The sequence below is a fragment of the Nocardioides aromaticivorans genome (assembly GCF_013408525.1).
Classification (GTDB): Bacteria; Actinomycetota; Actinomycetes; order Propionibacteriales; family Nocardioidaceae; genus Nocardioides; species Nocardioides aromaticivorans.
Window position 1 is genome coordinate 3,655,151 of record NZ_JACBZM010000001.1, and the last position, 24,471, is coordinate 3,679,621.

General features: G+C 71.3%; 23 protein-coding genes. 13 read left to right on the forward strand and 10 right to left on the reverse strand.

Features of this window, described 5'->3' with window-relative positions; all coding sequences use genetic code 11:
- Positions 1 to 71 precede the first annotated feature (71 nt).
- The 5 genes from BJ993_RS17570 to BJ993_RS17590 all read right to left on the reverse strand — a co-directional run bounded on the left by BJ993_RS17570 (position 72) and on the right by BJ993_RS17590 (position 3,644).
- A complete protein-coding gene (locus BJ993_RS17570; RefSeq protein ID WP_179650258.1) occupies positions 72 to 749 on the reverse strand; it encodes a hypothetical protein in 678 nt (225 codons plus the stop codon).
- A gap of 107 nt (positions 750 to 856) precedes the next feature.
- The gene (locus BJ993_RS17575; protein WP_036540848.1) at positions 857 to 1,399 is read right to left on the reverse strand and encodes an RNA polymerase sigma factor; all 543 of its coding nucleotides are present in this window, start codon (positions 1,397 to 1,399) and stop codon (positions 857 to 859) included.
- The gene (locus tag BJ993_RS17580; RefSeq protein ID WP_179650260.1) at positions 1,396 to 2,067 is read right to left on the reverse strand and encodes a prolipoprotein diacylglyceryl transferase; all 672 of its coding nucleotides are present in this window, start codon (positions 2,065 to 2,067) and stop codon (positions 1,396 to 1,398) included. Before BJ993_RS17580 ends, BJ993_RS17575 begins: the two co-directional genes overlap by 4 nt.
- 186 nt (positions 2,068 to 2,253) lie before the next feature.
- Positions 2,254 to 2,646 carry a globin gene (locus BJ993_RS17585; protein ID WP_036540851.1) on the reverse strand — a complete coding sequence of 131 codons (393 nt, stop codon included), beginning with the start codon at positions 2,644 to 2,646 and terminating at the stop codon, positions 2,254 to 2,256.
- Positions 2,646 to 3,644 (reverse strand): mechanosensitive ion channel family protein, encoded by a 999-nt coding sequence (locus BJ993_RS17590; protein WP_179650262.1) that lies wholly within the window; start codon positions 3,642 to 3,644, stop codon positions 2,646 to 2,648. The genes BJ993_RS17585 and BJ993_RS17590 overlap by 1 nt, the downstream gene beginning before the upstream one ends.
- Positions 3,645 to 3,726: 82 nt before the next feature.
- Between BJ993_RS17590 and BJ993_RS17595 the strand changes: the two genes are divergently transcribed.
- A complete protein-coding gene (locus BJ993_RS17595; protein ID WP_179650264.1) occupies positions 3,727 to 4,095 on the forward strand; it encodes a hypothetical protein in 369 nt (122 codons plus the stop codon).
- Between the two features lie 9 nt (positions 4,096 to 4,104).
- Complete coding sequence (locus BJ993_RS17600) at positions 4,105 to 4,464, forward strand: DUF5130 family protein (protein WP_179650265.1); 360 nt, start codon at positions 4,105 to 4,107, stop codon at positions 4,462 to 4,464.
- 69 nt (positions 4,465 to 4,533) lie between these two features.
- Here the strand turns inward: BJ993_RS17600 and pepN are convergent, their stop codons facing one another.
- Positions 4,534 to 7,119, reverse strand: a complete 2,586-nt coding sequence (pepN, locus tag BJ993_RS17605; protein ID WP_179650267.1) for an aminopeptidase N — start codon at positions 7,117 to 7,119, stop codon at positions 4,534 to 4,536.
- 162 nt (positions 7,120 to 7,281) lie between these two features.
- Between pepN and BJ993_RS17610 the strand changes: the two genes are divergently transcribed.
- The 6 genes from BJ993_RS17610 to BJ993_RS17635 all read left to right on the forward strand — a co-directional run bounded on the left by BJ993_RS17610 (position 7,282) and on the right by BJ993_RS17635 (position 13,891).
- Positions 7,282 to 8,928: a CHAP domain-containing protein gene (locus BJ993_RS17610; protein WP_179650269.1), complete on the forward strand. Its 1,647-nt coding sequence runs from the start codon at positions 7,282 to 7,284 to the stop codon at positions 8,926 to 8,928.
- Between the two features lie 73 nt (positions 8,929 to 9,001).
- Positions 9,002 to 9,628 (forward strand): mycothiol-dependent nitroreductase Rv2466c family protein, encoded by a 627-nt coding sequence (locus tag BJ993_RS17615; protein WP_179650270.1) that lies wholly within the window; start codon positions 9,002 to 9,004, stop codon positions 9,626 to 9,628.
- A gap of 46 nt (positions 9,629 to 9,674) precedes the next feature.
- A complete protein-coding gene (gene metG / locus BJ993_RS17620; protein ID WP_179650271.1) occupies positions 9,675 to 11,465 on the forward strand; it encodes a methionine--tRNA ligase in 1,791 nt (596 codons plus the stop codon).
- Positions 11,465 to 12,307, forward strand: coding sequence for a hypothetical protein (locus tag BJ993_RS17625; protein ID WP_179650272.1), 843 nt, complete (start codon positions 11,465 to 11,467; stop codon positions 12,305 to 12,307). The genes metG and BJ993_RS17625 overlap by 1 nt, the downstream gene beginning before the upstream one ends.
- Before the next feature lie 54 nt (positions 12,308 to 12,361).
- Positions 12,362 to 12,973, forward strand: a complete 612-nt coding sequence (locus tag BJ993_RS17630) for a LysE family translocator (RefSeq protein ID WP_179650273.1) — start codon at positions 12,362 to 12,364, stop codon at positions 12,971 to 12,973.
- A gap of 18 nt (positions 12,974 to 12,991) precedes the next feature.
- Positions 12,992 to 13,891: an alpha/beta hydrolase gene (locus BJ993_RS17635; protein ID WP_179650274.1), complete on the forward strand. Its 900-nt coding sequence runs from the start codon at positions 12,992 to 12,994 to the stop codon at positions 13,889 to 13,891.
- Here the strand turns inward: BJ993_RS17635 and BJ993_RS17640 are convergent.
- Positions 13,888 to 15,072, reverse strand: coding sequence for a glycoside hydrolase family 43 protein (locus tag BJ993_RS17640; protein WP_179650275.1), 1,185 nt, complete (start codon positions 15,070 to 15,072; stop codon positions 13,888 to 13,890). The genes BJ993_RS17635 and BJ993_RS17640 overlap by 4 nt on opposite strands.
- A gap of 44 nt (positions 15,073 to 15,116) precedes the next feature.
- Here BJ993_RS17640 and folC point away from each other — a divergent pair, with 44 nt between their 5' ends.
- The 3 genes from folC to secA are packed head-to-tail and all read left to right on the forward strand — an operon-like array spanning position 15,117 to position 19,794.
- Positions 15,117 to 16,469: a bifunctional tetrahydrofolate synthase/dihydrofolate synthase gene (gene folC / locus BJ993_RS17645; protein ID WP_036540875.1), complete on the forward strand. Its 1,353-nt coding sequence runs from the start codon at positions 15,117 to 15,119 to the stop codon at positions 16,467 to 16,469.
- Entirely contained in the window at positions 16,466 to 16,885 is a 420-nt protein-coding gene (locus BJ993_RS17650; protein WP_308645616.1) for a DUF4233 domain-containing protein, read from the forward strand. The genes folC and BJ993_RS17650 overlap by 4 nt, the downstream gene beginning before the upstream one ends.
- 23 nt (positions 16,886 to 16,908) lie before the next feature.
- On the forward strand, positions 16,909 to 19,794 hold the full coding sequence (gene secA, locus BJ993_RS17655) for a preprotein translocase subunit SecA (protein WP_179650276.1): 2,886 nt from the start codon (positions 16,909 to 16,911) through the stop codon (positions 19,792 to 19,794).
- 136 nt (positions 19,795 to 19,930) lie between these two features.
- Here secA and BJ993_RS17660 read toward each other — a convergent pair whose 3' ends face one another.
- The 3 genes from BJ993_RS17660 to BJ993_RS26370 all read right to left on the reverse strand — a co-directional run bounded on the left by BJ993_RS17660 (position 19,931) and on the right by BJ993_RS26370 (position 22,419).
- Entirely contained in the window at positions 19,931 to 21,130 is a 1,200-nt protein-coding gene (locus BJ993_RS17660; RefSeq protein ID WP_218864736.1) for an SGNH/GDSL hydrolase family protein, read from the reverse strand.
- A gap of 89 nt (positions 21,131 to 21,219) precedes the next feature.
- The gene (locus BJ993_RS17665; protein ID WP_051931406.1) at positions 21,220 to 21,732 is read right to left on the reverse strand and encodes an Rv3235 family protein; all 513 of its coding nucleotides are present in this window, start codon (positions 21,730 to 21,732) and stop codon (positions 21,220 to 21,222) included.
- Positions 21,733 to 21,753: 21 nt separating this feature from the next.
- On the reverse strand, positions 21,754 to 22,419 hold the full coding sequence (locus BJ993_RS26370; RefSeq protein WP_179650278.1) for a LysM peptidoglycan-binding domain-containing protein: 666 nt from the start codon (positions 22,417 to 22,419) through the stop codon (positions 21,754 to 21,756).
- Positions 22,420 to 22,540: 121 nt separating this feature from the next.
- Between BJ993_RS26370 and BJ993_RS17675 the strand changes: the two genes are divergently transcribed.
- On the forward strand, positions 22,541 to 23,077 hold the full coding sequence (locus tag BJ993_RS17675; RefSeq protein WP_179650280.1) for a hypothetical protein: 537 nt from the start codon (positions 22,541 to 22,543) through the stop codon (positions 23,075 to 23,077).
- An 83-nt stretch (positions 23,078 to 23,160) separates the two neighbouring features.
- On the forward strand, positions 23,161 to 24,384 hold the full coding sequence (locus BJ993_RS17680; protein WP_179652406.1) for an IS30 family transposase: 1,224 nt from the start codon (positions 23,161 to 23,163) through the stop codon (positions 24,382 to 24,384).
- Positions 24,385 to 24,471 lie beyond the last annotated feature (87 nt).

Below are 24,471 nucleotides of genomic sequence, written 5' to 3' on the forward strand. Positions count from 1 at the left end.
CGTGCCGTCCGGACCTGCAACACATTGTCGCGCCTTCGCGGCGCTTTGGGGAGGGAATCGAGCGGGTGTCTTTACTTTGTGGGGCCGTGTCCGCGGCCGTGGCCACGGCCCGGGCCGGGCCGGTCGCCGTCGGTCCCGCGGCGGTCGTCGGCGCCGCCCTTGTCCTTGTCGTCCTTGGGCGCCGAGCCGGTGCCCAGCGCGGCCGGGTCGCCGAGCTTGGCCGCCGGCCCGTCGTCGGGCGCCTCGGGCAGCCCGGGGAGGTCGGGCTTGCGTCCCTTGTCGTGGCCGACCTTGCGGCCCTTGTCCTTGACCTTGCGCTCGCCGGGGCGCTCGGCCGGGATGCGCGCCCGGTCGATCGCGCGCTCGGAGCCGTCGGCGCGGTCCGAGGCGGAGGAGTGAGTGCCCGGCAGCCCCGGGGACAAGGGGCTGCCGGGCGAGGTGGACACGTCGGGTTGTGGGGTTCCGACGTTTCCGTGACTCGGCGGGCCGGAGGGCTCCTCCTGGGTGGGGCTGTCGGCAGGCGACAGTGGGATGTCGCTGCCGGTTGGGGTGCCCGCTGCCCAGGTCGCCGCCGCGATCACGGCCACGGAGGCCGTCGCGACGATCATGCGGAGTCCAGCCGACCGAGCCGTCTGGGGGGCGACCGGTTGCGAGCTCGCACCGAGCTCGGCCAGGACGCCCAGGAACACCGGGTCGGGCTCGAGCGTCGGCACTGCGACGCGGAGCCGTTCGGTCCGGTGGTTGCTCATCTCTCGATCTCTGCTTCGCGCTGCGTGGTGGTGCTTCCTCGAGGTCAGTCCCCACCCCAGACGGGGACTGGCCTTCACGGGGTACATGTAGCGAGCGGCGCGTGGTGTTACATCGGCTCGGAAATCTTTTCGCGGGCCATCTCCTGGCGCAGCCGCTTCAGCGCCCGGTGGTGGGCCACGCGTACGGCGACCGCGCTGATCCCGAGCGCGGTGGCCGTCGTCGGCACGTCCATGTCGAGCACCTCGCGGCAGGTGACGACGTCGCGCTCACGCTCGGGGAGGGTCGCCAGCAGCCGGCGGGCCCAGTCGTCGGAGGTCGTGTCCGGCTCGGGGCCGGGGACCGTGCCGGTCGAGCCGTTGTCCAGCGGGATCCGGTCGCGTCGTACCGAGCGCCGGTGCGCGTTGACCGACAGGTTGCGGGCGATGCCGAACAGCCAGCCCGCGAACTCCTCGGAGCTGCCGTTGAACCCGGCGATCTTCTCCGCGGCGACCAGCCAGGCGCCCGAGGCGATGTCCTCGGGGCTCTCCTCGCCGGAGGGGCGCCCGCGCAGCCAGACAACGAGACGGGAGGCGTGCGCCCGGTAGAGCTCACGCCATGCATCGGAATCGCCCCGCTTGGCCGCGGCGACGACGTCGTCGTCCGTCGTCACCGCGCCTGGTCCACCAACGCTTCCTGCGGCCGGGGGGAGCGGTGGGCACCGCTGTCGCTGTCGGGAGAGGTCGGGTGCGCGCTGGCGCGGCCGCCGTTGACCGGCGGCAGGCCGGGAAGGTCCGGAACGCCATCGAGTCCCGACGGTTGGGGAACCGACGGGACTACGGTGGGAACGGGCAGCGAGGGGACCTCCGGGAGGTCGACCTCGCCCCCGGGTGGGTCGCCGCTCGGCGGCGACGGGGTCGGACCGCCGGACGGTCGGCCGGACGGTACGCCGCTGTCGCTGGGCTCGGCCGGCGTCGTGGCCTGGCCGGTCTCCTCGCCCGCGGGGTCCGACGCGTCGGTGCCAGCGGGTGAGGTCGGCGCGTCCGAGGGTGGGGTTCGGGCGTCGCCGGGTTGTGGGTCGGTCGGCTGTTGCGTGATGCGTTCCTCGGGGCGGAACGGTGAATCCGTCCCAGGCAGGGCGCCTGCTGCCCACGAGGTCGCTCCGACGGCGATCGCACCCCCCAGCACAATCGCAAGCCGTGCACCAGCCGACCGACCCGGTCGCGCCGCCGGCACCGTCGAGCTTGCGCTCAACTCGGCCAGCTGCGCGAGCAGCACCGGATCCGGATCGGCTGGGCGCACCTCGGCGCGCAGCGTCTCGATCCAGTCCGGACGGGTCATGGTTTCTCTTTCGAGTTGGACCATCGTGAACGGGCCCGATCACGATGGGGAAGGGAATCCCCTCGTGCAGTACCTGTCACGCGGTCGGCTGTGCGTTACATCCTCGCGAAAATCTTTTCGGGCCGCACCCGAACGCCGCATCGCCGGCTGCCGGGCAGGGTCGGCCGGCGGGGTCGGCCGGCAGGGTCAGCCGGCGGTGTTCACCATGAAGTTCGCGGCGTGCGTGACGTACTCCCAGAACCGGGCGTCCTGCTCCGGGGTGAGGTCGACGCTGTCGAGCCCGGCGCGGAAGTGGGTGAGCCACCGGTCGCGGGCGTCGAGGTCCACGGCGAACGGCGCGTGCCGCATGCGCAGGCGCGGGTGCCCGCGCTGCTGGGAGTAGGTCGTCGGCCCGCCCCAGTACTGCACGAGGAACATCAGGAACCGTTCCTCGGCGGGGCCGAGGTCCGCCTCGGGGTACATCGGCCGCAGGACCTCGTCCTGCGCGACGCCCTCGTAGAAGCGGGCGACGATGCGGCGGAAGGTCTCCAGCCCGCCGATCTCGTCGTAGAAGGTCTGCTCCTGCTCCACGTCGTCCATCATCCCTCGTCGCCGGTGGCGGCCTTCGGGGGAGGGGCGTCGTGGTCGCGGCGGTCCTCGCGGTGCCACACCACGCGCTGGGCGAACGGGATCTCGATGCCCTCGTGGTCGAAGCGGGCCTTGATCCGCTGTCGCAGGGCGCGGGCGACGGCCCACTGCTCGAGCGGCGCCGTCTTCACCATCACCCGGATCGTCACCGAGTCGGCCGCCAGCATCTCCACGCCGGTCACCTCCGGCTCCTCGATGATGAGCCCGTTGAACTCCTCGTCCTCCCACAGGTCGTGGGCGACCTCGCGGAGCACCCGCTGCACGCGGGCCAGGTCCTCGCCGTACCCGACGCCGACGTCGACGACCGCCCGGGACCAGTTCTGGCTCTTGTTGCCGACCCGGAGGATCTCGCCGTTGGGGACGTACCAGACCGTCCCGTTGATGTCGCGCAGCCGCGTCATCCGCAGGGTCACGGCCTCGACCGTGCCGTTGGCCTCGCCCACGTCGACGACGTCGCCGACGCCGTACTGGTCCTCGATGAACACGAAGATCCCGGCGAGGAAGTCCTTGACGAGCGACTGGGCGCCGAAGCCGAGCGCGATGCCGATGATGCCGGCGCTCGCGATGATCGGCGCGATGTCGACGCCGAGCTCGCTGAGCACCATCGTGCCGATGACCGCTGCCACGACGAAGGTGATGATGCTCTTCAGCAGCCCGGCCATGGTCGCCGCGCGCTGCTTGCGCCGTGCGGCGACCGAGGTCTCGACCCGCTCGGGCAGCACGCCCTTCTCCGCGCGACTCGCGATCCGGTCGACGACGCGGTGCAGGAGCCAGCGGATGACCAACCCCAGCAGGACCAGCCCGATCACCGCCAGCGGCTTGCCGATCAGCACGTCGGACCACTCCGCGAGGCGGCGGTTGCCGGTGACGTCCCACGTCAGGTCGCACACCTGCTCGCCGTCGGCGCAGGGGTTGACCGCGTCGGTTGCCGTGAGGAGGAGTGAAAGCATCCCGACAGTCTTCCAAATGAGTCGTGACCGGTTGGCGGCCACCACCTGCCCCGGCGGGGCCGGGTGCCGATATCCTCCTCCCGTGACCAGCACTGTTGTACGACGCCTCCTCGCCCTGTGCTCCCTCGTCGGCGTGAGCGCGCTGCTCGTCGTGGCCGGCGCGAGTGCGGCCTCCGCCGACACCCCCGAGCCCCGTCCGGGCAGCTGGGAGCCGAAGCCGGACATCGACGTCCTCCACGCGTGGCTGGTCCTGGCCGGCATCCCGCTGCTGGTGTTCGTCGTCATCACGCTGCTCTTCGTCGCGCCGGCGCTCGCCCGCGGCGCCGACCTCAGCCCCAACGCGCTGGAGCCCGAGAACCAGTGGCTCGGCGGCCCGCGCAAGGCGGCCGGCGAGCTGGCGGCGCCGGACTCCGAGGACTCGAAGGCCGGCGGCGCCGGCGGCAGCTGGTAGTCCGCGGCCATGAGCACCACGGCACTGAACGCGACCGAGCGCGCCGCGCTCGACGTCACCATCCGCAACGCCGAGCAGGCCTGCCGGGCGGAGATCTCGGTCTTCGTCGGTGCTGCCAGCGGCGACCCGCGCGACTTCGCGACCAGCCTGCACAACACGCTCGTGCTCCCGGCGCGCAGCGTGCTCGTGATGGTCGACCCCGACCGCCGGCTGGTCGAGATCGTGACCGGCGGCCACGTCCGCGAGCGGCTCACCGACGACGAGGCGCAGCAGGCCGTCGCCGCGATGACCGAGCGCTTCGCCGAGGGTGACCTCGCGGGCGGCCTCAACCGCGGCATCGAGCTCCTGGGTGAGCTCGCCAAGGACTGAGCCCGCCACCACGACGCGCAACGGCCCGGCACCCCGAGGGGCGCCGGGCCGTTGCCGTGTCCGGGGGCGCTACGAGGCGTCGAACGCCTGGGCGGCGAGCGCGCGGGCCACGTCGGCCCGGCCCTCGCGCACGTAGCGCACCGCGCCCGGGTTGACCGCGTCGGCGTTGGCGGCGAGCCACGCGTCGACGGCCTCGAGCGTCTCCGGGGTGGCGATCAGGCGCGGGAAGATGAACTCCAGCGCGACCGACGCCTTGTGCGCGCCCAGCCGCTCCCAGGTGCCGGCGACGTCGGCGAGGTAGGTCGCGACGTACGGGGCGAGCACCTCCTCCTGGCCGGCCTGCCAGAAGGAGAGGACGACGCTGCGCTGCGTCTCGTTCGGCGTCGCCGGGTCGAGCACGGCCTGCTGCCACGCCCGCTCCTTCGCGGCGGCGGTGGGCATCGCGGCGCGGGCGGCGGCGGACTTCTCCTGGCCGGAGATGGTGTTGTCGCCCGCGAGCTCGGCGTCGATCCGGGCGTCGTCGGCGCGACCGACCCGGGCGAGCGCGGTGAGCAGGCCCCAGCGCAGGTCCTGGTCGATCGCCAGGCCCTCGAGGACGAGCGTGCCGTCGAGCATGCCCTCCAGCTCGGCGATCGCCTCCTCGCTGCGCGCGGCGGCGGCGTAGGCCCGCGCGAACGTCAGCTGGTGGTCGGTGCCCGGCTCGGCTGCCTCGAGGAGGGCGCGCAGGCCCTTCTCCCAGCGGTCGGCCAGCTGGGCACGCGTGGCCGGGGCCGCGTAGAGCGTGACCGCCTGGGCGGCGTACACGGGGATCCGGCTGACGCCCCACGCGTCGGTCTCGCTGCCGATGTTGCCGAGCACCAGCTCGACGTAGTCGGTCGCGGAGAGCTCGGCGTCGCGGGTCATGTCCCAGGCGGCGCTCCACACCAGCGCGCGGGCGAGCGAGTCGTCCAGGTCCGAGAGCCGGGCGATCGCCGTGGCGCGGGAGTGCTCGTCGAGGCGGATCTTCGCGAAGGCGAGGTCCTGGTCGTTGAGCAGGAGGAGCTCGGGCTGGGCCTTGCCGACCAGCTCGGGCAGCTCGGTGCGGGCGCCCTCGACGTCGACCTCGACGTAGTCGGTGCGCACGAGGCGGCCCTCGACGGTGTTGTAGAAGCCGATGCCGACCCGGTGGCGGCGCAGGGTCGGGTGCTCCTCGGGCGCGACCTGGTCGATCGCGAAGGTGGCGTAGGTGCCCTGCGCGGTGAGCTCGAAGGCGGGGGAGAGGGTGTTCGTGCCCGCGGTCTGCAGCCACTCCTGCGCCCAGCCGGTGAGCTCGCGACCGGAGGCCTTCTCGAGCGCGGTGAGCAGGTCGGAGAACTCGGTGTTCGCGAACTCGTGGTCGTGGAAGTACTGCTTGAGCCCGGCGAGGAACGGGTCCAGCCCGACCCACGCGACCAGCTGCTTGAGCACCGCCGCCCCCTTGGCGTAGGTGATCATGTCGAAGTTGACCTCGACCGCGTGCAGGTCGACGTTGTCGGCCGCGATCGGGTGCGTCGACGGCAGCGAGTCCGCGCGGTAGCCGGTCTGCTTGCGGGCGTTGGTGAAGCCCGTCCAGGCGTCCGTGTACGACGTCGCGAGGGCCTCGGCGTGGTAGCAGGCCCATTCGGCGAACGACTCGTTGAGCCACAGGTCGTCCCACCACTTCATGGTGACGAGGTCGCCGAACCACATGTGCGCCATCTCGTGCAGGATCACCGAGCAGCGGAACTCGTAGAACGAGCGGGGCTGGCGGGAGCGGGGGAGGTACTCGTCGCGCAGGGTCACGCAGCCGGCGTTCTCCATCGCGCCCATGTTGTACTCCGGCACGTAGAGCTGGTCGTACTTGCCGAACGGGTAGGGGTAGCCGAAGGCGTCCTCGAAGAACTCGAAGCCCTGCTTGGTGAGGGTGACGATCTCCTCGCGGTCGCGCTCGAGGTACTCCTTGAGCGACTGGCGCGAGTAGTGGCCGAGCGGGATCGTGCCGTACTTGCCCTCGTAGACGTCCTGGACCTCGTAGTAGTCACCTGCGACGACGGCGGTGATGTAGGTCGACATCGGCTTGGTGGCGGGGAAGTTCCAGACCGCGAGCGGCTCGCCCTGCGCATTGCTCGCGCCGGTGGCGACGGGCTCCGGGGTCGTCGCGTTGGAGACGACCTTCCAGTGGGCGGGGGCGGTCACGTTGAACGTGAAGGGCGCCTTCAGGTCGGGCTGCTCGAACGTGGTGTAGACGCGTCGGGCGTCGGGGACCTCGAACTGCGAGTAGAGGTAGACCTTGCCGTCGGCCGGGTCGACGAAGTGGTGCAGGCCCTCGCCCGTGTGGGAGTAGGTGCAGTCGGCCTTCACGACCAGCACGTTGTCGGCCTGCAGGTCGGGCAGCGCGATCCGGCTGTCGGCGTACGACGTCGCGGGGTCCAGCGCCACGCCGTTGAGCGTGATCTCGTGCACCGTCGCGTCGACCAGGTCGGCGAAGGTGCTGGCGCCGGGCTGGCGGCAGGTGAAGGTCAGGGTCGTGGTGGACCCGAAGGTCTCGACGCCGTCGCGGGTCGCGTCGCTGAGGTCGAGGTCGATGACGTAGGAGGCCACGTCGACGAGCGCGGCGCGGGTGGCCGCCTCGTCGCGGGTGAGGTTGGTGCCGGGCATGGCAGTCATCCTCGCATCCGCCCCACATTGTCAGACAACTGACGGTGGCCTCGGCAGTGCGGCGGCGAATCACAACGGTGTAACTTCCAAAAGTCAACGCGACACGCCAGTGATTCGTGGGTTTTTCGGGGTTTTTGTTGCGTTCTGAGGCAGATGTGTCCGATGGTGTTCGACATGCGCAACCGTGGCCCGGTCCTGCGCTGGGGGACGTCCGTCGCCGCCAGCGCCCTGTTCGCGACCCTCCTGGTGGCCGTCGGCATCACCGTCAGGGACGAGACACCGGTCTCACCATCGGCAGGTGTCACCGACCTCTGCAGCGGTTGGAGCGGATGCAACAGCGCCGGCTACTCCGACGCGGGCTACGGCGCGGTCAGCGGGCGGATGTACTGGAACATGTACTCCGGGCACAACTGCACCAACTACGTGGCCTACCGGATGATCAAGGCCGGCATGTCCGCCACGCGCCCGTGGGTCGGCGGCGGCAACGCCAGCGAGTGGGGCCTGTACATGCGCGACATCACCGACCAGGTGCCCTCGGTCGGCTCGGTCGCCTGGTGGGGCCGCTACGACAACGGCAGCGGCTCGGCGGGCCACGTCGGGTACGTCGAGAAGGTCGTCTCCTCCAGCGAGATCATCATCTCGATGGACAGCTGGGGAGGCACCTTCCACTGGCGCCGGATCACCAAGGACAGCGGCCGCTGGCCGACCGGCTTCATCCACTTCGTGGACAAGAAGCTGACCCCGACCGTCACGCCGAAGGTCACCGGCACGCCCAAGGTCGGCGAGGCGCTGCGCCTCGACCCCGGCACCTGGACGCCGTCCGCGAAGCGCACCATGCAGTGGCTGGCCGACGGCGTCGCGATCCCGGGCCAGACCGGCGGCGGCCTGCAGCTGACGCCCGCGCTGGTCGGCAAGAACATCTCCGTCCGGGTCAAGGCGACCCGGTCCGGCTACGACCCGGTCACGGTGACCACGAAGGCGACGGCCGACGTCGCCCCCGGCACCTTCGAGACCGGTGAGCAGCCGGTGATCAGCGGCGAGGCGTTCGTCGACGGCGTGCTCACCGCGACCGCGGGCGGCTGGGACCCGGACGACCCCGCGATCGAGTGGCGCTGGTACGCCGACGGCGTCCGGATCCGCGGCAACGGCGGCTCGACGCTCGCCCTCAAGCCGGAGCACGACGGCGCGATGATCAAGGTCGTCGCCGTGGCCCGCAAGGACGGCTACACCACGGCGACCGCGCCCGCGGCGGCCCAGGTCGGACCCGTGCTCGCCGGCAAGATCACGGTCGCGAAGCCGCTGGCCATCACCGGGACCAACCGGGTCGGCTACCAGCTCAACGCCGTGCCGGGCACCTACGAGCCCGCGGACGTGACCGCGGCGTACCAGTGGCTGCGCGACGGCGTCCCGATCCCCGGCGCCACCCGGTCGCGCTACGTGCAGACCGTCGCCGACGTCGGCGCCACGATCTCGGTCCAGGCCACGCTGACGCGGCCGCGCTACGTCCCGCTCGCCGTCGACGCGGTCACCGCGCGGACCCAGGCGGTCCCGACCCTCAAGGTGGCCACGAGCGGCGGGCGCGGCAAGGCCAATGTCGCGGTCCGGGTCACGGCTCCCGGCGTCGCGCCCGTCGCCGGCTGGGTCGAGGTCACCATCGGCCGGCACGTGCGCAAGGCACAGCTCGTCGACGGACTGGTCCGCGTGACCATCGACGACCTGGCCGTCGGCTCGAAGAACGTCAAGGTCTACTTCCGCGGCAGCAGCAGCGTGGTCGCCAAGCGTGCCACCGCCACCGTGGTCGTGAAGTAGCCGTCGTGGGGTGAGGGGAAACTCCGCAGCGGCGCCGGGAACAACCCGGCGCCGCTGGGGAGTTGAACCAGTCATGAGCACCCCCAACCGAGCAGACCTCTGGTTCGACCCGCTGTGTCCCTTCGCCTGGATCACCTCGCGCTGGCTGCTGGAGGCGGCTCAGGTGCGGAAGTTCGACATCCAGTGGCATGTCATGTCGTTGGCCTACCTCAACAAGGACCGCGACATCCCGGACGAGTACCGCGCGATGCTCGCCCCCGCCTGGGGCCCGGTGCGGGTGCTGCTCGCTGCGCAGCAGCAGTACGGCGACAAGGTCCTCCGCCCGATGTACGACGCCTTCGGCCAGCGGATCCACCTCGAGGGCCGCAAGCTGCACGAGCAGCCCGACGGCGGGCTCGCGCTGATCGCCGAGGTGCTCGAGGAGACCGGCCTCGACGCCTCCCTGATCGAGGCGGCCACCGACGCGTCGTACGACGAGGCCGTGGCGCGCTCCCACCACGAGGGCATGGACGCCGTCGGCGACGACGTCGGCACGCCCACGATCCACGTCAACGGCACCGCCTTCTTCGGCCCGGTGCTCTCGAAGATCCCGCGCGGCGAGGACGCCGGCCGGCTCTGGGACGGCACCGTGGCCGTCGCGTCGTTCCCGTACTTCTACGAGCTCAAGCGCTCCCGCACCGGGGACCTCGACTTCTCCTGAGGACGCCGTTCGGCGGCGGAGGGGACCGGTCAATAGGATCCTCCCCATGACGCATGTCCTCTCCGCCGTCGCCTGGCCGTACGCCAACGGCCCGCGCCACATCGGCCACGTGGCCGGTTTCGGTGTGCCCTCCGACGTCTTCAGTCGGTACCAGCGGATGGCGGGCAGCGACGTCCTCATGGTCTCGGGCTCCGACGAGCACGGCACCCCCATCCTGATCGCCGCCGACGAGGCGGGGATGACCCCGCAGGAGCTGGCCGACAAGAACCACCGGCTCATCGTCGAGGACCTCGTCGGGCTGGGCGTCAGCTACGACCTCTACACCCGCACCACGACCCGCAACCACCACGCGGTCGTGCAGGAGCTCTTCCTCGGTGTCTACGAGAACGGCTACTTCGTCGAGCAGACGACCTATGGCGCCATCTCGCCGTCGACGGGCCGCACGCTGCCCGACCGCTACATCGAGGGCACCTGCCCGATCTGCGGGTACGACGGCGCCCGGGGCGACCAGTGCGACAACTGCGGCAACCAGCTCGACCCCCACGACCTCATCAACCCGCGCTCGAAGATCAACGGCGAGACGCCGGAGTTCATCGAGACCCAGCACTTCTTCCTCGACCTGCCGGCGCTCGCCGACGCGCTGACCGAGTGGCTCGACGGCCGCGAGGCGACCGGGCTGTGGCGCCCCAACGTCATCCGCTTCTCGAAGAACATCCTCGAGGAGATCCGCCCGCGGGCGATGACCCGCGACATCGACTGGGGCATCGCGGTCCCGCTGGACGGGTGGCGGGAGAACCCGACGAAGAAGCTCTACGTCTGGTTCGACGCGGTCATCGGCTACCTCTCGGCCTCGATCGAGTGGGCGCGCCGCTCCGGCAACCCGGACGCGTGGCGCGACTGGTGGAACGACCCCGAGGCCCTGTCCTACTACTTCATGGGCAAGGACAACATCACCTTCCACTCGCAGATCTGGCCGGCCGAGCTGCTCGCCTACGCCGGCAAGGGCGACAAGGGCGGCCAGCCCCGCGAGTACGGCGTGCTCAACCTGCCGACCGAGGTCGTCTCCAGCGAGTTCCTGACGATGGAGGGCAGGAAGTTCTCCTCGTCGAAGAAGGTCGTCATCTACGTGCGCGACCTGCTCGCGCGCTACCAGCCGGACGCCTTCCGCTACTTCGTCGCCGCTGCCGGCCCCGAGAACCAGGACTCCGACTTCACCTGGGCGGAGTTCGTCCGTCGTACCAACGACGAGCTGGTCGCCGGCTGGGGCAACCTGGTCAACCGCACGGCCAACCTGATCGCCAAGAACTTCGGCGAGATCCCGGCCGCCGGTGCGCTGACCCCCGAGGACCAGGCGGTCCTCGACGCGACCGAGGCCGCCTTCGGCACGGTGGGCGACCTGATCGGCCGGCACCGCCAGAAGCAGGCGATCGGCGAGGCGATGCGCGCGGTCGCGGAGGTCAACAAGTACGTCTCCGACACCGAGCCGTGGAAGATCAAGGAGGACCCCGAGCGCCTCGGCACGGTCCTGCACGTGATGGCCCAGTGCGTCGCCGACCTCAACCTCCTGCTCAGCCCGTTCCTGCCGTTCTCGGCCAACGAGGTCGACAAGGTCTTCGGTGGCGCCGGCACGATCGCGCCGATGCCGCGGATCGAGGAGGTCGCCGACCTCGACGACCCGGAGCGGTCGTACCCGATCATCACCGGCGAGTACGCCGAGGTGCCCGCGTGGCAGCGGCACCCGGTCGAGGTCGGGCGGCCGGTCGCGAAGCCGACGCCGATCTTCACCAAGCTCGACACGGCGATCGTCGACGAGGAGCTGGCCCGGCTGGAGGGCTGATGCTCGCGCAGCTCGCCGACCTCGGCACCCGGAAGTTCTGGCGCGCGACCGGCCGTCCGGTCGACCTCGACGGCGAGCACTCGTGGCTGCGGGCGCCGACGAGCAGCGGCCCGGTCGTCCGCGACGGATGGCTGGCGGCCGAGGCCGCCCTGCACGGTGGGTACGTCGACGACGAGACCCCGGGCGCGGGCCTGCTCCCGTCGATGGCGGACCTCGACGGTCCGGGCTTCCGGGCCGCCGACCTGCGGCCGCAGGTGCGGGACTTCTACGAGCACACCGCCGACTGGCACCTCGAGGCCTGGAGCTCGTGGGCGCCGTGGGCCTGGCCCGGCGGTGAGCTGGTCTCGCGGTTCTTCGGCAAGCGGGTCGAGCAGCTGGCCCTGCCGATGCGGCCGCTCGACGTGGCGCACGGCATGGAGTCGCGGGTCCCGGTGATCCGCGACGCCGACGGCCGGCAGGTCGCCGCCGGCTGGCTGCGGACGCTGCGGGCGACGGGGGAGTTCGTGTTCAGCGGCTGCTACTCGACGCGCACGCTGCCCGGCGCCGCCCGGCCCTCGGTCCACGTCGCCTTCCCGCTCGAGTCCGGCAACGTCCAGGTGTTCCTGCAGCCGCAGGTGCGGGCCGACGGATCCCTCCTCCTCTCCTCGCCGGCGGGGGAGTTCGGCGCGGACGGTGCCTATGTCGTCGTCGAGGACGGCTCGACCCACGCCTCCCGGATGCCGGTGCACGAGACCTTCCACGTGTACGTCGACGACCGTGGCGTGCTGCGCACCGACCACGTGCTGCGCCTGTGGGGTGCCACGGCGATGCGGCTGCACTACAAGCTCGAGCGGAGCGCGTGAAGGTACGCCTCTCGTCGTACGACCGATCGCCCCGGCTCGCCTAGTCTCAGCACCATGGGCACCGCCTTCCTCCTCACCTCGCTCGTGATCGTCGCGACGCCGGGCACCGGCGCGCTCTACGCCATCGCCGCCGGCCTCACCCGGGGCACCCGCGCCGCGGTCCTGGCCGCCCTCGCCGGCACCCTCGGCACGATCCCGCACATGGTCGCCGCGATCACCGGCCTGGCCGCGCTGCTGCACGCGAGCGGGGTCGCCTTCGCGGTCCTGAAGTACGCCGGCGTCGCCTACCTGCTGTTCATGGCGTGGTCGACCTGGCGCGACCGCGGCGTGCTCGCCGTGGACGAGGAGTCCGCCGCGACCTCCTCGACGCGCGCGGTGCTCGTCTCCGGCATCACGCTCAACCTGCTCAACCCGAAGCTGACCATCTTCTTCTTCGCGTTCCTGCCCCAGTTCGTGCCGGCAGGCTCGGGCGCCGTGCCCACGATGCTCGGGCTGAGCGCGGTCTTCATGGCGATGACCTTCGTCGTCTTCGCCGTGTACGGCGCCTGTGCGGCCGCCGTCCGCGACCAGGTCCTGGCGCGGCCCACGGTCGTCGACCGGGTGCGCAAGGCCTTCGCCGCGAGCTTCGCGGTGCTGGCCGGCCGGCTGGCGCTCGAGTCGCGCTGATCTCCTAGCCTTGCGGTCATGGCCCTGCACCCCCAGGCCCGCCAGGCGATCGAGGACGCCGCAGGCGAGCTCCCCGTCACCGACCCGTCGTACGACATCGCCGCGGCGCGCCACCAGGCCCGCGTCGCGGCGGCCGCCCAGGAGAAGGTGCCGATCGGCGAGGTGCGCGACGTCGACGCCGGCGGCGTACCGGCCCGGCTCTACCTCCCCGAGGGGTACGACGCCGTGGTGGTCCACGCGCACGGCGGCGGCTTCGTCTTCAACGACGTCGAGGTGCACGACGCGGCCGTCCGTCGCTTCGCCGCGATCGCCGGGGCCGCCGTGCTCAGCGTCGACTACCGGCGCCCGCCCGAGCACCGCTTCCCGGCCGCGCCCGACGACCTGACGGCTGCGGTCGCCTGGCTCGCGACCCAGCCGGAGCTGGCCGGCCTGCCGACGTTCGCGCACGGCGACAGCGCGGGCGGCAACCTCGCCCTGGTCACGGCCCTGCGCCATCCCGGCCGGTTCGCGGGCGTCGCCCTGATCTACCCCTTCCTCGACCCGACGGCGGCCTTCGACTCCTACCGCACGGCCGCCGACGGCTTCGAGCCGAGCGAGGCGGCCTGGTACTGGCAGCAGTACGCGTCGCCGGACGACCTGGCCGACCCCGACCTGGCCCCGCTGCTGTCCGACCGGCTCGGCACGCTGCCGCCGACGCTGGTCACGACCGCCGAGCACGACCCGCTGCGTGACGAGGGCGAGCACCTCGTGCTGCTGCTCGCCGAGGCCGGCGTCGAGGTCGTCGGCACCCGCTACCTCGGCCAGCTCCACGGCTACTGGCGACACGCGTCGGTGTTCGACGCCGCCGAGCCGACGATGCGGCAGGTCGGCGGCTGGATCCGGATGCTCGTCGAGCGGGCGCGAAGGACCGCCGGCTAGCCCGGGTCGACGACCTCCAGCGTCCCGTCGTCGCGCTGCCACAGCCCGGCGACGTGCATCCGGCGCAGGCCGCCGACCCGGTCCCACGCGTGGTAGACGAGCCGGAGCGACTTCCCGTCGACGAACCCGGTCGCGCCGCCCGGACCGGGGTTGCCCGTCGTGGCCGTGGTCAGCAGCGGGGCGCCGTGGTTCTGCCGCACGCACGGACCCTCCGGCCCCGCGCAGATGGCGTAGCCGGTCGCGTAGTCCGCCCGCTCCCACGAGTTGCCGGAGTAGAAGAGGTAGGTCACGCCGCGGAACTGGACCATGCTCGGGTTCTCGATCGTGTCGCCCTCCCACGCCTCGTCGAGGGTGAGCAGCTCGCGCGTCTCCGAGCCCTCGGCGAAGCCGGTGCCGTCGGCGTTGAGCCGGCGGACGAACAGGCCGGCCGGGCGCCGGTTGACGACGCCCGAGAACTTCCACAGCAGCCACGGTCGCCCGGTGCTGTCAACGAAGACGTCCGGGTCGATCACGCCGAGCTGCGCCTGGCCGTAGCAGAGCGGCTCGCCGACCGGCCGGAACGGGCCCGCGGGGGAGGGACCGCGCGCCAGGCCGATGCAGTTGTGCCGCTCACCGCCGCTGGTGCCGGCCTGCGCGGCGTACGCCGCCGTCCACCCCTTGCCGACCTTGCCGACGCCGGGTGCCCACAGGCTCTGGCCGCCGCCACGGGAGCGCACCCAGCCGGCGGGCTGCAGCGGGTCGACCTTGCGGCCGGCGCCGTCGGTCAGCGGGGTCCACGTGCGCAGGTCACGGGAGACGAGGGTCGGCAGGCGCAGGTGGGAGGTGTTGGTCGCGTAGGCGTACCAGCGCCCGTCGGCACGCACGATGTCCGGGTCCGCGAAGTAGCCGCGGTACGCCACGCCGGGGCGCCAATGCTCGCTCCCGGCGGCGACGTCGATCGGCGCCGGCCGATTCTGCTGCGGGAGCTGCTGGGCCAGCCGCTCGGCGAGCTTGGCGAGGTCCTGCATCTCGCCGGCGAGCACATCGCTCGGCAGCACGGTCGGCACCGCGGTGGGCTCGGGGATCAGCGGCGCCTCGGACGTGGTCGGGCCCGCCTCCGGCGTACCCTCGCTGCTCCCGCTGCAGGCCGAGACGGCCAGCGCCACCGTGGCGAGCACTCCCGCCAGCGCGCGACCTCGCATGCTTTCACTCCCTCCCGCGCCGACACCCTAGACTGCCGAGAGCCATGACTGAGCCTGTTGCGCGCCCTGCCGAGACCGTCGCCGAGGCCGAGGACGCCCTGCTGTCCCGGTGGCCCGAGACGCGGCTGGAGCCCTCGCTCGACCGCATCCGGGCCTTCACCGAGCTGCTCGGCGACCCGCAGCGCGCCTACCGGTCGATCCACCTGACCGGGACCAACGGCAAGACCTCGACCTCGCGGATGATCGACGCCCTGCTCCGCGCCCTCGACCTGCGCACCGGCCGCTTCACCAGCCCGCACGTCGAGCGGATGGCCGAGCGGATCAGCGTCGACGGCGAGCCGCTGGACGACGAGGCCTTCGTGCGGGCGTTCAACGACGTGGCGCCGTACATGCACCTCGTCGACGAGGCCGAGGCCCACCCGCTCAGCTTCTTCGAGGCCGTCGTCGGCATGGCGTACGCCGCGTTCGCCGACGCGCCCGTCGACGTCGCCGTCGTCGAGGTCGGGATGGGTGGCTCGTGGGACGCGACCAATGTCATCGACGCCGACGTCGCGGTGGTCACCCCGATCGCCGTCGACCACGCCAACTACCTCGGCGGCACGCCCGCCGAGATCGCGCGCGAGAAGGCCGGGATCATCAAGCCGGGCTCCGTAGCGGTGCTCGCCCAGCAGACGGCCGAGGCCGCCGCCGTCCTCCTCGAGCGGGCCGCCGAGGTCGGCGCGACCGTCGCCCGGGAGGGCCTCGAGTTCGGCGTCGTCGCACGCGCTGCCGCCGTCGGTGGCCAGGTCGTGACCCTCCAGGGCCTCCGGGGCCGGTACGACGACGTCTTCCTCCCGCTCTACGGCGCGCACCAGGCGCAGAACGCCGCGGCGGCGCTGGCCGCGGTGGAGGCCTTCCTGGGCGGCGAGGAGCCGCTCGGCGACGACGTCGTCCGCGGCGCCTTCGCCGAGATGACCTCGCCGGGCCGGCTCGAGGTGATCCGCCGCAGCCCGACGATCGTGCTCGACGCGGCCCACAACCCGCACGGAGCCGAGGCCACGGCCGCCGCGCTGGAGGACTCCTTCCAGTTCGACCCGCTCATCGGCGTCATCGGCGTGATGGGCGACAAGGACGCCGAGGGCCTGCTCGCCGCGTTCGAGCCGCACCTGGCCCACGTCGTGGTCACCCAGAACTCCACCGAGCGGGCGATGCCGGCCGACCGGCTGGCCGAGGTCGCGCGCGAGGTGTTCGGCGAGGACCGGGTGAGCGTCGTACCCCGGCTCGCGGACGCGATCGACGAGGCCGCGGCCCGCGCCGAGTCCGCCGGTTCCGACGCGCTGAGCTCCGGAGCCGTGCTGGTCACGGGCTCCGTCGTGACGGTCGGGGAGGCGCGGGTGCTGCTGGGCGGGCTCAAGTGAGCGGCACGGAGCAGCCCGACCAGGTCGCACCGGTCGACCCGGAGCGGGAGAAGTCGCCGCGACGCGGGATGTGTGCGGCCGTGCTGACGCTGGAGGCGATCGCGGTCGCGCTGTCGGTCCCGGTCATGATCACGATCTCCGACGTGAGCCCCGCGCTGGCGCTCTCGCTGGGGCTCGGGCTCGCCGTCCTGTGCGTCCTGGTCGCGGGGATCCTGCGGCGGGAGTCCGGCTACCGGGTCGGCCACGCGCTGCAGGTCGGCGCGGTCGCGCTCGGCTTCCTGGCGCCCATGATGTTCGTCGTCGGGGGCCTGTTCGCCCTGCTGTGGGGCACCGCCTACGGCCTGGGCCGCAAGATCGAGCGGGAGCGGGCCGAGGCGTTCGCCGAGTACGACCGCCGCCGCGAATCGGGGGAGTAACAGGCGCTCGGTAGAGTGGCGCCGTGCCTGTGATCATCGACAAGCTCCTCCGCATCGGAGAGGGCAAGATCCTCCGCCAGCTCGAGGGGATCGCGAAGGCGGTCAACGCCATCGAGGACGACTTCAAGGCGATGTCCGACGACGAGCTGCGCGGCATGACGGACGAGTTCCGCAAGCGCCTCGCCGACGGCGAGGACCTCGACGACATCATGCCCGAGGCGTTCGCGACGGTCCGTGAGGCCGCCCGCCGCGTGCTCGGCCAGCGTCACTTCGACGTCCAGGTCATGGGCGGCGCGGCGCTGCACATGGGCAATATCGCCGAGATGAAGACCGGCGAGGGCAAGACCCTCGTCTCGACGCTGCCGGCGTACCTCAACGCCCTCGAGGGCAAGGGCGTCCACGTCGTCACGGTCAACGACTACCTCGCCAAGTTCCAGTCCGAGATGATGGGCCGCGTCCACCACTTCCTGGGCCTCTCGGTGGGCGTGATCCTGCCGAGCATGCGCCCGGCGGAGCGGTGCGTCGCGTACGCCTGCGACATCACCTACGGCACCAACAACGAGCTCGGCTTCGACTACCTGCGCGACAACATGGCCTCCTCGCTCGAGGAGTGCGTCCAGCGCGGCCACAACTTCGCCATCGTCGACGAGGTCGACTCGATCCTCATCGACGAGGCGCGGACCCCGCTGATCATCAGCGGTCCGACGCAGGACGAGGTCAAGTGGTACGGCGAGTTCGCCAAGATCGCGCAGAAGCTCACCAAGGACGTCGACTACGAGGTCGACGAGAAGAAGCGCACGATCTCCGTCCTCGAGGCCGGCATCACCAAGGTCGAGGACCACCTCGGCATCGAGAACCTCTACGAGTCGGCCAACACCCCGCTCATCTCCTTCCTGCATAACTCCATCAAAGCCAAGGAGCTGTTCCGCAACGACAAGGAGTACGTCGTCATGGAGGGCGAGGTGCTCATCGTCGACGAGCACACCGGCCGCATGCTCGCGGGTCGCCGCTACAACGACGGCCTCCACCAGGCCATCGAGGCCAAGGAGGGCGTGAAGGTCCGCGAGGAGTACCAGACCCTCGCCACCGTCACCCTCCAGAACTACTTCCGCCTCTACGAGAAGCTCTCCGGCATGACCGGTACGGCCCTCACCGAGGCGTCCGAGTTCGACAAGATCTACGGCCTCGGCGTCGTCCCGATCCCGACTAACAAGCCGATGCAGCGCATCGACCAGGCCGACCTCGTCTACCGCACCGAGGAGGCCAAGTACGACGCCGTCGTCGACGACATCGTCGAGCGCCACAAGAAGGGCCAGCCGGTCCTGGTCGGCACGGTCTCGGTCGAGAAGTCCGAGTACCTCTCGCAGGCGCTGAAGAAGAAGGGCGTCGCCCACTCGGTCCTCAACGCGAAGGTCCACGCCGAGGAGGCGAAGATCGTCGCCCTCGCCGGCCACAAGGGCGCGGTGACCGTGGCCACCAACATGGCCGGTCGAGGCACCGACATCATGCTCGGTGGCTCGGTCGAGTTCCTCGCCGACCAGGAGCTGCGCAAGCAGGGCCTCGAGCCGACCGGCGAGACCGCGGACGAGTACGACGCCGCGTGGCCCGCGATGGTCGAGCGGTTCAAGGAGGAGGTCGCCAAGGAGCACGACGAGGTCCGCGACCTCGGCGGGCTCTACGTCATCGGCACCGAGCGCCACGAGTCGCGCCGCATCGACAACCAGCTCCGTGGTCGCTCCGGCCGTCAGGGCGACCCGGGCGAGAGCCGCTTCTACCTGTCGCTGCAGGACGAGCTCATGCGGCTCTTCAAGTCCGACTGGGTCGACCGCGTCCTGCTGCTGCTGAAGATCCCGGACGACGTCCCGATCGAGAACAAGCGGGTCACCAACGCGATCGCCAACGCCCAGGGCCAGGTCGAGTCGCAGAACTTCGAGTCCCGCAAGAACGTCCTCAAGTACGACGACGTGATGGACCGGCAGCGCAAGGTCATCTACGGCGAGCGCCGCGAGGTGCTCGAGGGCGTCGACCTCGAGGAGCAGGTCCGCACCTTCATCGACGACGTGGTCAGCGGCTACGTCAACGGCGCGCTCGACGAGTTCTCCGAGGAGTGGGACCTCGAGCAGCTCTGGACCGACCTCAAGCAGTTCTGGCCGGTCTCGATCTCGTGGAAGGACCTGGTCGAGGACGCCGGCTCGCAGGCCGCGCTGCACAAGCCTGACCTCGTCGAGGCGCTGAAGGCCGACGCCCACGCCGCCTACGACCGCCGCGAGGAGGAGGTCGGCGAGGAGGTCGCCCGCGAGCTCGAGCGCCGCGTCCTGCTGTCCGTGCTCGACCGCAAGTGGCGCGAGCACCTCTACGAGATGGACTACCTCCGCGAGGGCATCTACCTGCGGGCCTACTCGCAGCGTGACCCGCTCGTCGAGTACCAGCGCGAGGGCTTCGACATGTTCGCCGCCATGATGGACGGCATCAAGGAGGAGACCGTCGGCTTCCTGTTCAACCTGGAGGTCCAGGTCGAGCAGGAGGAGGAGGTCCACTACCACGCCGACGGCTCCCGCCACGCGGGTCCGATGCACGAGGGCGCGTTCGCCGAGCCCCCGGTCGGCGTCGTCGAGGGCGGGCTCAGCCTGGACAAGATCGCGGACGGCCTCGAGGGCGGCGCGCCCAAGGCGGCCCCCAAGGTCAGCGCCAAGGGCCTCGACACCCCGAAGCAGCCGCAGAACCTCTCCTACTCGGCTCCCGACGAGACCGGTCACGAGGAGGTCCGCGGCGCCGGCGCGGCGAGCAACGCCGACGACGAGTTCGCCGACGTGGGCCGCAACGCCCTGTGCCCCTGCGGCTCGGGCAAGAAGTACAAGCGGTGCCACGGTGCGCCGGGCGGTCCGACGGGTGTCGCCCTGCGCGGCTGAGGACCACGTGAGAGTTTCACCGGCCGACCGGTGAAACTCATGGTTGGACGATGAAACTTCGTCGTCCAACCATGAGTTTCGTCGTCCAAGTGCGGGAGTTTCACCGGCCGGCCGGTGAAACTCCCGCACTGGCCATCTACTGCAGCGTCATCCGCGGCTCGCCGTTGAGCAGGCCGGTCGCGGTGCGCACGCAGGCGCCGCCCTTCGGCGTACCGGCGTTCCACGCCTGGCGCACGCAGCTGCGCACGGCGAGCTGCCCCCAGTAGTTCGGGTGCAGCGACTCCTGGATGTAGTACGGACTGTCGCCGGCCGTGGTGACGGTGCGGATCTGGTTGACCCACTCGGTCCGGTCGACGGCGCCCGCGGAGGTCCAGTTCGCGATGCCGACCTCCTCGTAGAGCCCGACGCCGGTCTCGCACAGGCGCCGGCCGTTGAAGGTGCTCGCGAGGTCGAGCACCTTGCTGTTCGTGATGCCGGCCTGGGTGATGGCGCCGGTGACCGTGCTGTTGATCTTGGGCAGGGCCGTGTTGTTGGCCCAGTCGGCGTCAGCGTTCCAGAAGCCGCAGCCGCCGGTGTCCTGGCGCGTGTAGCCGCTCTGGCTGTAGCGGAAGCCGGAGCCGCCGGGGATCGGCGACGGGTAGGTCTGGACCAGCATCGTCCACTGGGTGTCGGCGTAGCCGGCGTTGCGCATCGCGGTGCGGATGTTGGTCAGGGCTCCGGCGATCCTCGTCTTCACGTTCGCGACGTTGGTCGTGGTGAAGTTGCTGGTGACGCTGCTGTCGTCGTAGCAGTAGTCCTTCCACCACGACGGTGAGAGCAGGAAGTCCTGCACGCACTGCTGGACGATGCCTGCGAAGTTGAAGTCGTTGCCACCGATCGAGACGACGACCATCCTCACGTTGTGCGTGCCGGCGAAGGTCTGCAGGGCGCGCGCCTGGCCGACGCCCTCGGCGCCGCTGTAGAAGTCGAGCCCGGGCTTGAACTCGTCGCCCGTCGCCGTGGCGGTCTTCGCGCCGGAGCAGGCGAGGTTGAGGCTGCCGACGCCGCCGCCGATGTGGATCTCTGCGCTCTTCGAGCGGTGGCAGCGGTTGATCGCCTCACCGGTCCCGCTGGCGTTGTCGTAGTAGGCCGTCGAGCCGAGGGCGTCGGCCCGCGCGCTGCTGCTGTTGGACGAGCCGGCCCAGCGACCGGCCTCACCCGAGATGTAGGAGTCGCCGACCGAGACGACGTAGGGAGTGCCGACTCCGGGGCCGTCGGCGTGGGCGGGGGATGCGGTGAGCGGGGCGACCAGCGTCGCGCCGACGGCAGCCAGGGTGGCCGCGAGTGCACGGATCATGGACGGAAGATAGTGACCGAGGTCACATCTGAACAAGGGTCAGGTTCGAGAGCTCCTGGGGGACATCCGCGACCTGCCCGGAGAAATCGTCAGGAGAAGTCGAGCGCGGTGCAGATCCACCGCTGGTCGCTGCGCTCGAAGCGGACCGCGATCGCGCGCGACCGCTCGCCGTGGCGCACGTGGACCCCGCACTCGACGATCCCGTCGGTCACGAAGCAGGCGTGCACGCTGCGGACCTTCGGGCGCACCGGCTGCACCTGGGCCAGCCCCGGCTGGTGCCCACCCGCGCGGGCCACCAGGTGTGCGCGGAGCCGCAGGTCGGCGTACACCTCGGGGGTGGTCCAGCGCACCAGCTGGGACACGGGCCGGTCGCCGCCGACGATCTCGACGACGGCCTGGGCGAACCGGTGGGTCCACTCCTCGATCGTGCGTCGCAGCCGCCGGTCGATCGGTACGACGGCTGCCCCGGGCCGGCTCGACGACGGTGAGGTGGCCGGAGGTGGCCCCTGCCGGGGGAGCAGGGCCAGGGCGAGGGTGCCCTGGGTGGGGGCGACCGGGACGGCCCGGCGGACGCCGACGAGGTCGCTCGGTGATGCGGTCATGGTGCTCTCCTGTCGTGGTGTTCAGTGCGGCGGCAGGCGGAGCTGCTGCCCGGGCTGGAGGAGGTCGGGGTCGGCGCCGATGACGGCGGCGTTGAGCGCGTGGACCCGGTGCCAGTACGACGCCACGTCGGCCGCCGACGCGTCGGGGCCCAGGGTCCGGGCGGCGATCGCCCACAGGCTGTCGCCGGGGCGGACTGGCACGGTCCGCTCGTCGCCACGGTCGTCGGTCACTGCGCCGGTGGGGTGGGCGGAGTCGGCCGAGTCGGTGGGACCGGCGGAGCCGGCGGCGCCGGTCGCGCGGTCGGGCAGCGGCAGGCCGTCGAGGGAGGGAGCGGGGCCGTCGCCGCCGGTGGCCGCGGCGGGGCCGGCGACGGCGACCACGCCACAGGCGGCAAGGAGGAGGGTGCGTACCGGACCGATCCGCCGGCTGGTGCGGCCGGTGCGGAGGGTCGCGCCGGGGGAGCGCAGCTGGTGCCAGGCCACGTCGGTGGTCGTCAGCCACAGCAGCACCGCGGCGACCAGGGCGGCCGCCGCGCAACCGCCGACCAGCAGGTCGGCGAAGCTCGCCTGCGGCCGCAGCAGCCCGAGCGCCGGGCCGGCCGTCCGCCCCAGCGCGACGGCGCCGGCGGTGACCGCCACCCACAGCAGTGCCGCGCGTCGCCGTACGGCAGAAGTCGCATCGTCCATCCCGAGAACCTTTGCGTTTGCTTCCGTTTGATTCAGGATGTACGGTTTGAGCGCATTCGTCAAACGTCTGTCCACAGGCCCCGGCCGCGCTGCGCTCCCGCGGCCGTGCGAAGGTGGACGCATGGGTTGGGAGGACGAGCTGTTCGCGCTCTTCGACGACCTCGAGGACCAGGCGAGCGCCCTCCACGCGGCCGACCGGCTCGCCGAGGTGGCCGACCGCAGCCGCGCCGAGTACCAGCGGGTCACGCTGGCCAGCCGCCTGATGGCGAGCATCGGCACGGCCGTGACCCTCGGCCTGCGGGGCGTCGGCCCGGTGTCGGGCACGGTCGAGCGGGTCGCGGACGGCTGGCTGCTGCTGTCCGCAGGAGAGCACGACTGGGTCGTCAACGCTGCCGCGGTGACCGCCGTCGAAGGGGCGTCGGTCCGCTCCGTCCCCGAGCTGGCGTGGTCACCGCTGACCCGGCTGGGCCTCGCCTCCGCGCTGCGCCGGATCGCCGAGGCGGGGGAGGAGTGCGTGGTCCACCTCGCCGACGGAGGCCGTCACGACGGCGTCCTGCGCCGGGTCGGGGCGGACTTCTGCGAGCTCGTCGAGGGTGAGGACCGGCGTACGGTGCTGATCGCCTTCACGGCGCTCGCCGCGGCTCAGTCGCGCGCGTGAGGCCACCGATCGGGCAGGAACTGCAGCTGGCTGGCCGGCAGGTTCAAGTGGTCTAAGCAACGCTGATTGAGGTGGTGTTGCTGATGGGCATGCGGGTGATCGGTGAGGACGTCCGCGAGGAGTTCTACGACTTGGTCTGTGCGGGGATGCCGCTGATCACGGCTGCGGCTGCTGTCGGCGTGTCCCGCGGGACCGCGCTGTCGTGGTGGCAATCCTCGATTCCCATGTGGCCGAAGAACTCATCCAAACCGGGCGGGCTGGCAGACACCGCACCGACACGGACGATCGGCGATCCCCGCCTGGCCGACCGCAGACGACGCTCGTTGTCGAGCGAGGACCGCTCAGTCATCGCGGTCGGGCTGCGGATGGAGCTGTCCTACGGCCAGATCGGCGCCCTGATCGGCCGGAACAAGTCGGTGGTGAGTCGCGAGGTCGCCCGCAACCGCGGACCGGATGGCACCTACTGGGCGCCTGTCGCACATCGTGCAGCCCACGAGCGTCGGCGGCGGCCCAAAGAGTTCCGGCTGATCGCCGAGTCGCGCCTGTGCCGGCGGATCGAAGCCTGGATGGACGACGGTTGGTCACCGAAACTGATCGCCCGGGTGCTGCGCGAGGAGTCACCACACATGATCATGGGCCGGGTGTCGCACGAGACGATCTACCAGGCGCTCTACGTCCAGACCCGCGGGTCGTTGCGCAAGGACCTCTACCGACAGCTGTCGACCAAACGGCCCCACCGGCAGGCCCGAGGCACCGGCCGGCGTGGTCCCTCGCCGTACAAGGAAGCGTTCAAGATCAGTCAGCGTCCTGCCGAGGTCACCGACCGTGCCGTGCCAGGCCACTGGGAAGGCGACCTGATCATGGGCCCTCCTGGCACTCCCGCGGTCGGGACCCTGGTGGAGCGCTCGACCCGGTTCACGATCCTGTTGCACCTGCCCGGACGTCACGACGCGGAGTCCGTCGCGGCGGTGATGATCCGCGAGATGGGCGAGTTGCCCGAGCACCTGCGCCGCTCGCTGACCTGGGACCGTGGCACCGAGCTGGCTCGCTACGACAAGATCCAGGTCGAGCTCGACATGCCGGTCTACTTCTGCGATCCCCACTCGCCGTGGCAACGCGGGACCAACGAGAACACCAACCGGCTCCTGCGGCACTGGCTGACCAAGGGCACCGACCTGTCCCGGTTCACCGCAGCCGACCTACGCCGGATCGCTGCGACCCTCAACGCCCGACCACGCCCTACGCTGGACATGCGAACCCCAGCCCAAGCGCTGGACGCACTGCTGTCAAACCCGGCAGCAGCATGACCGTTGCTTACACCGATTGACCTTCCAGCCTGAAGTGTTGCGGATTGGTCCCAAACCGCAACAAGTGACGTCACCACGACGCCACCG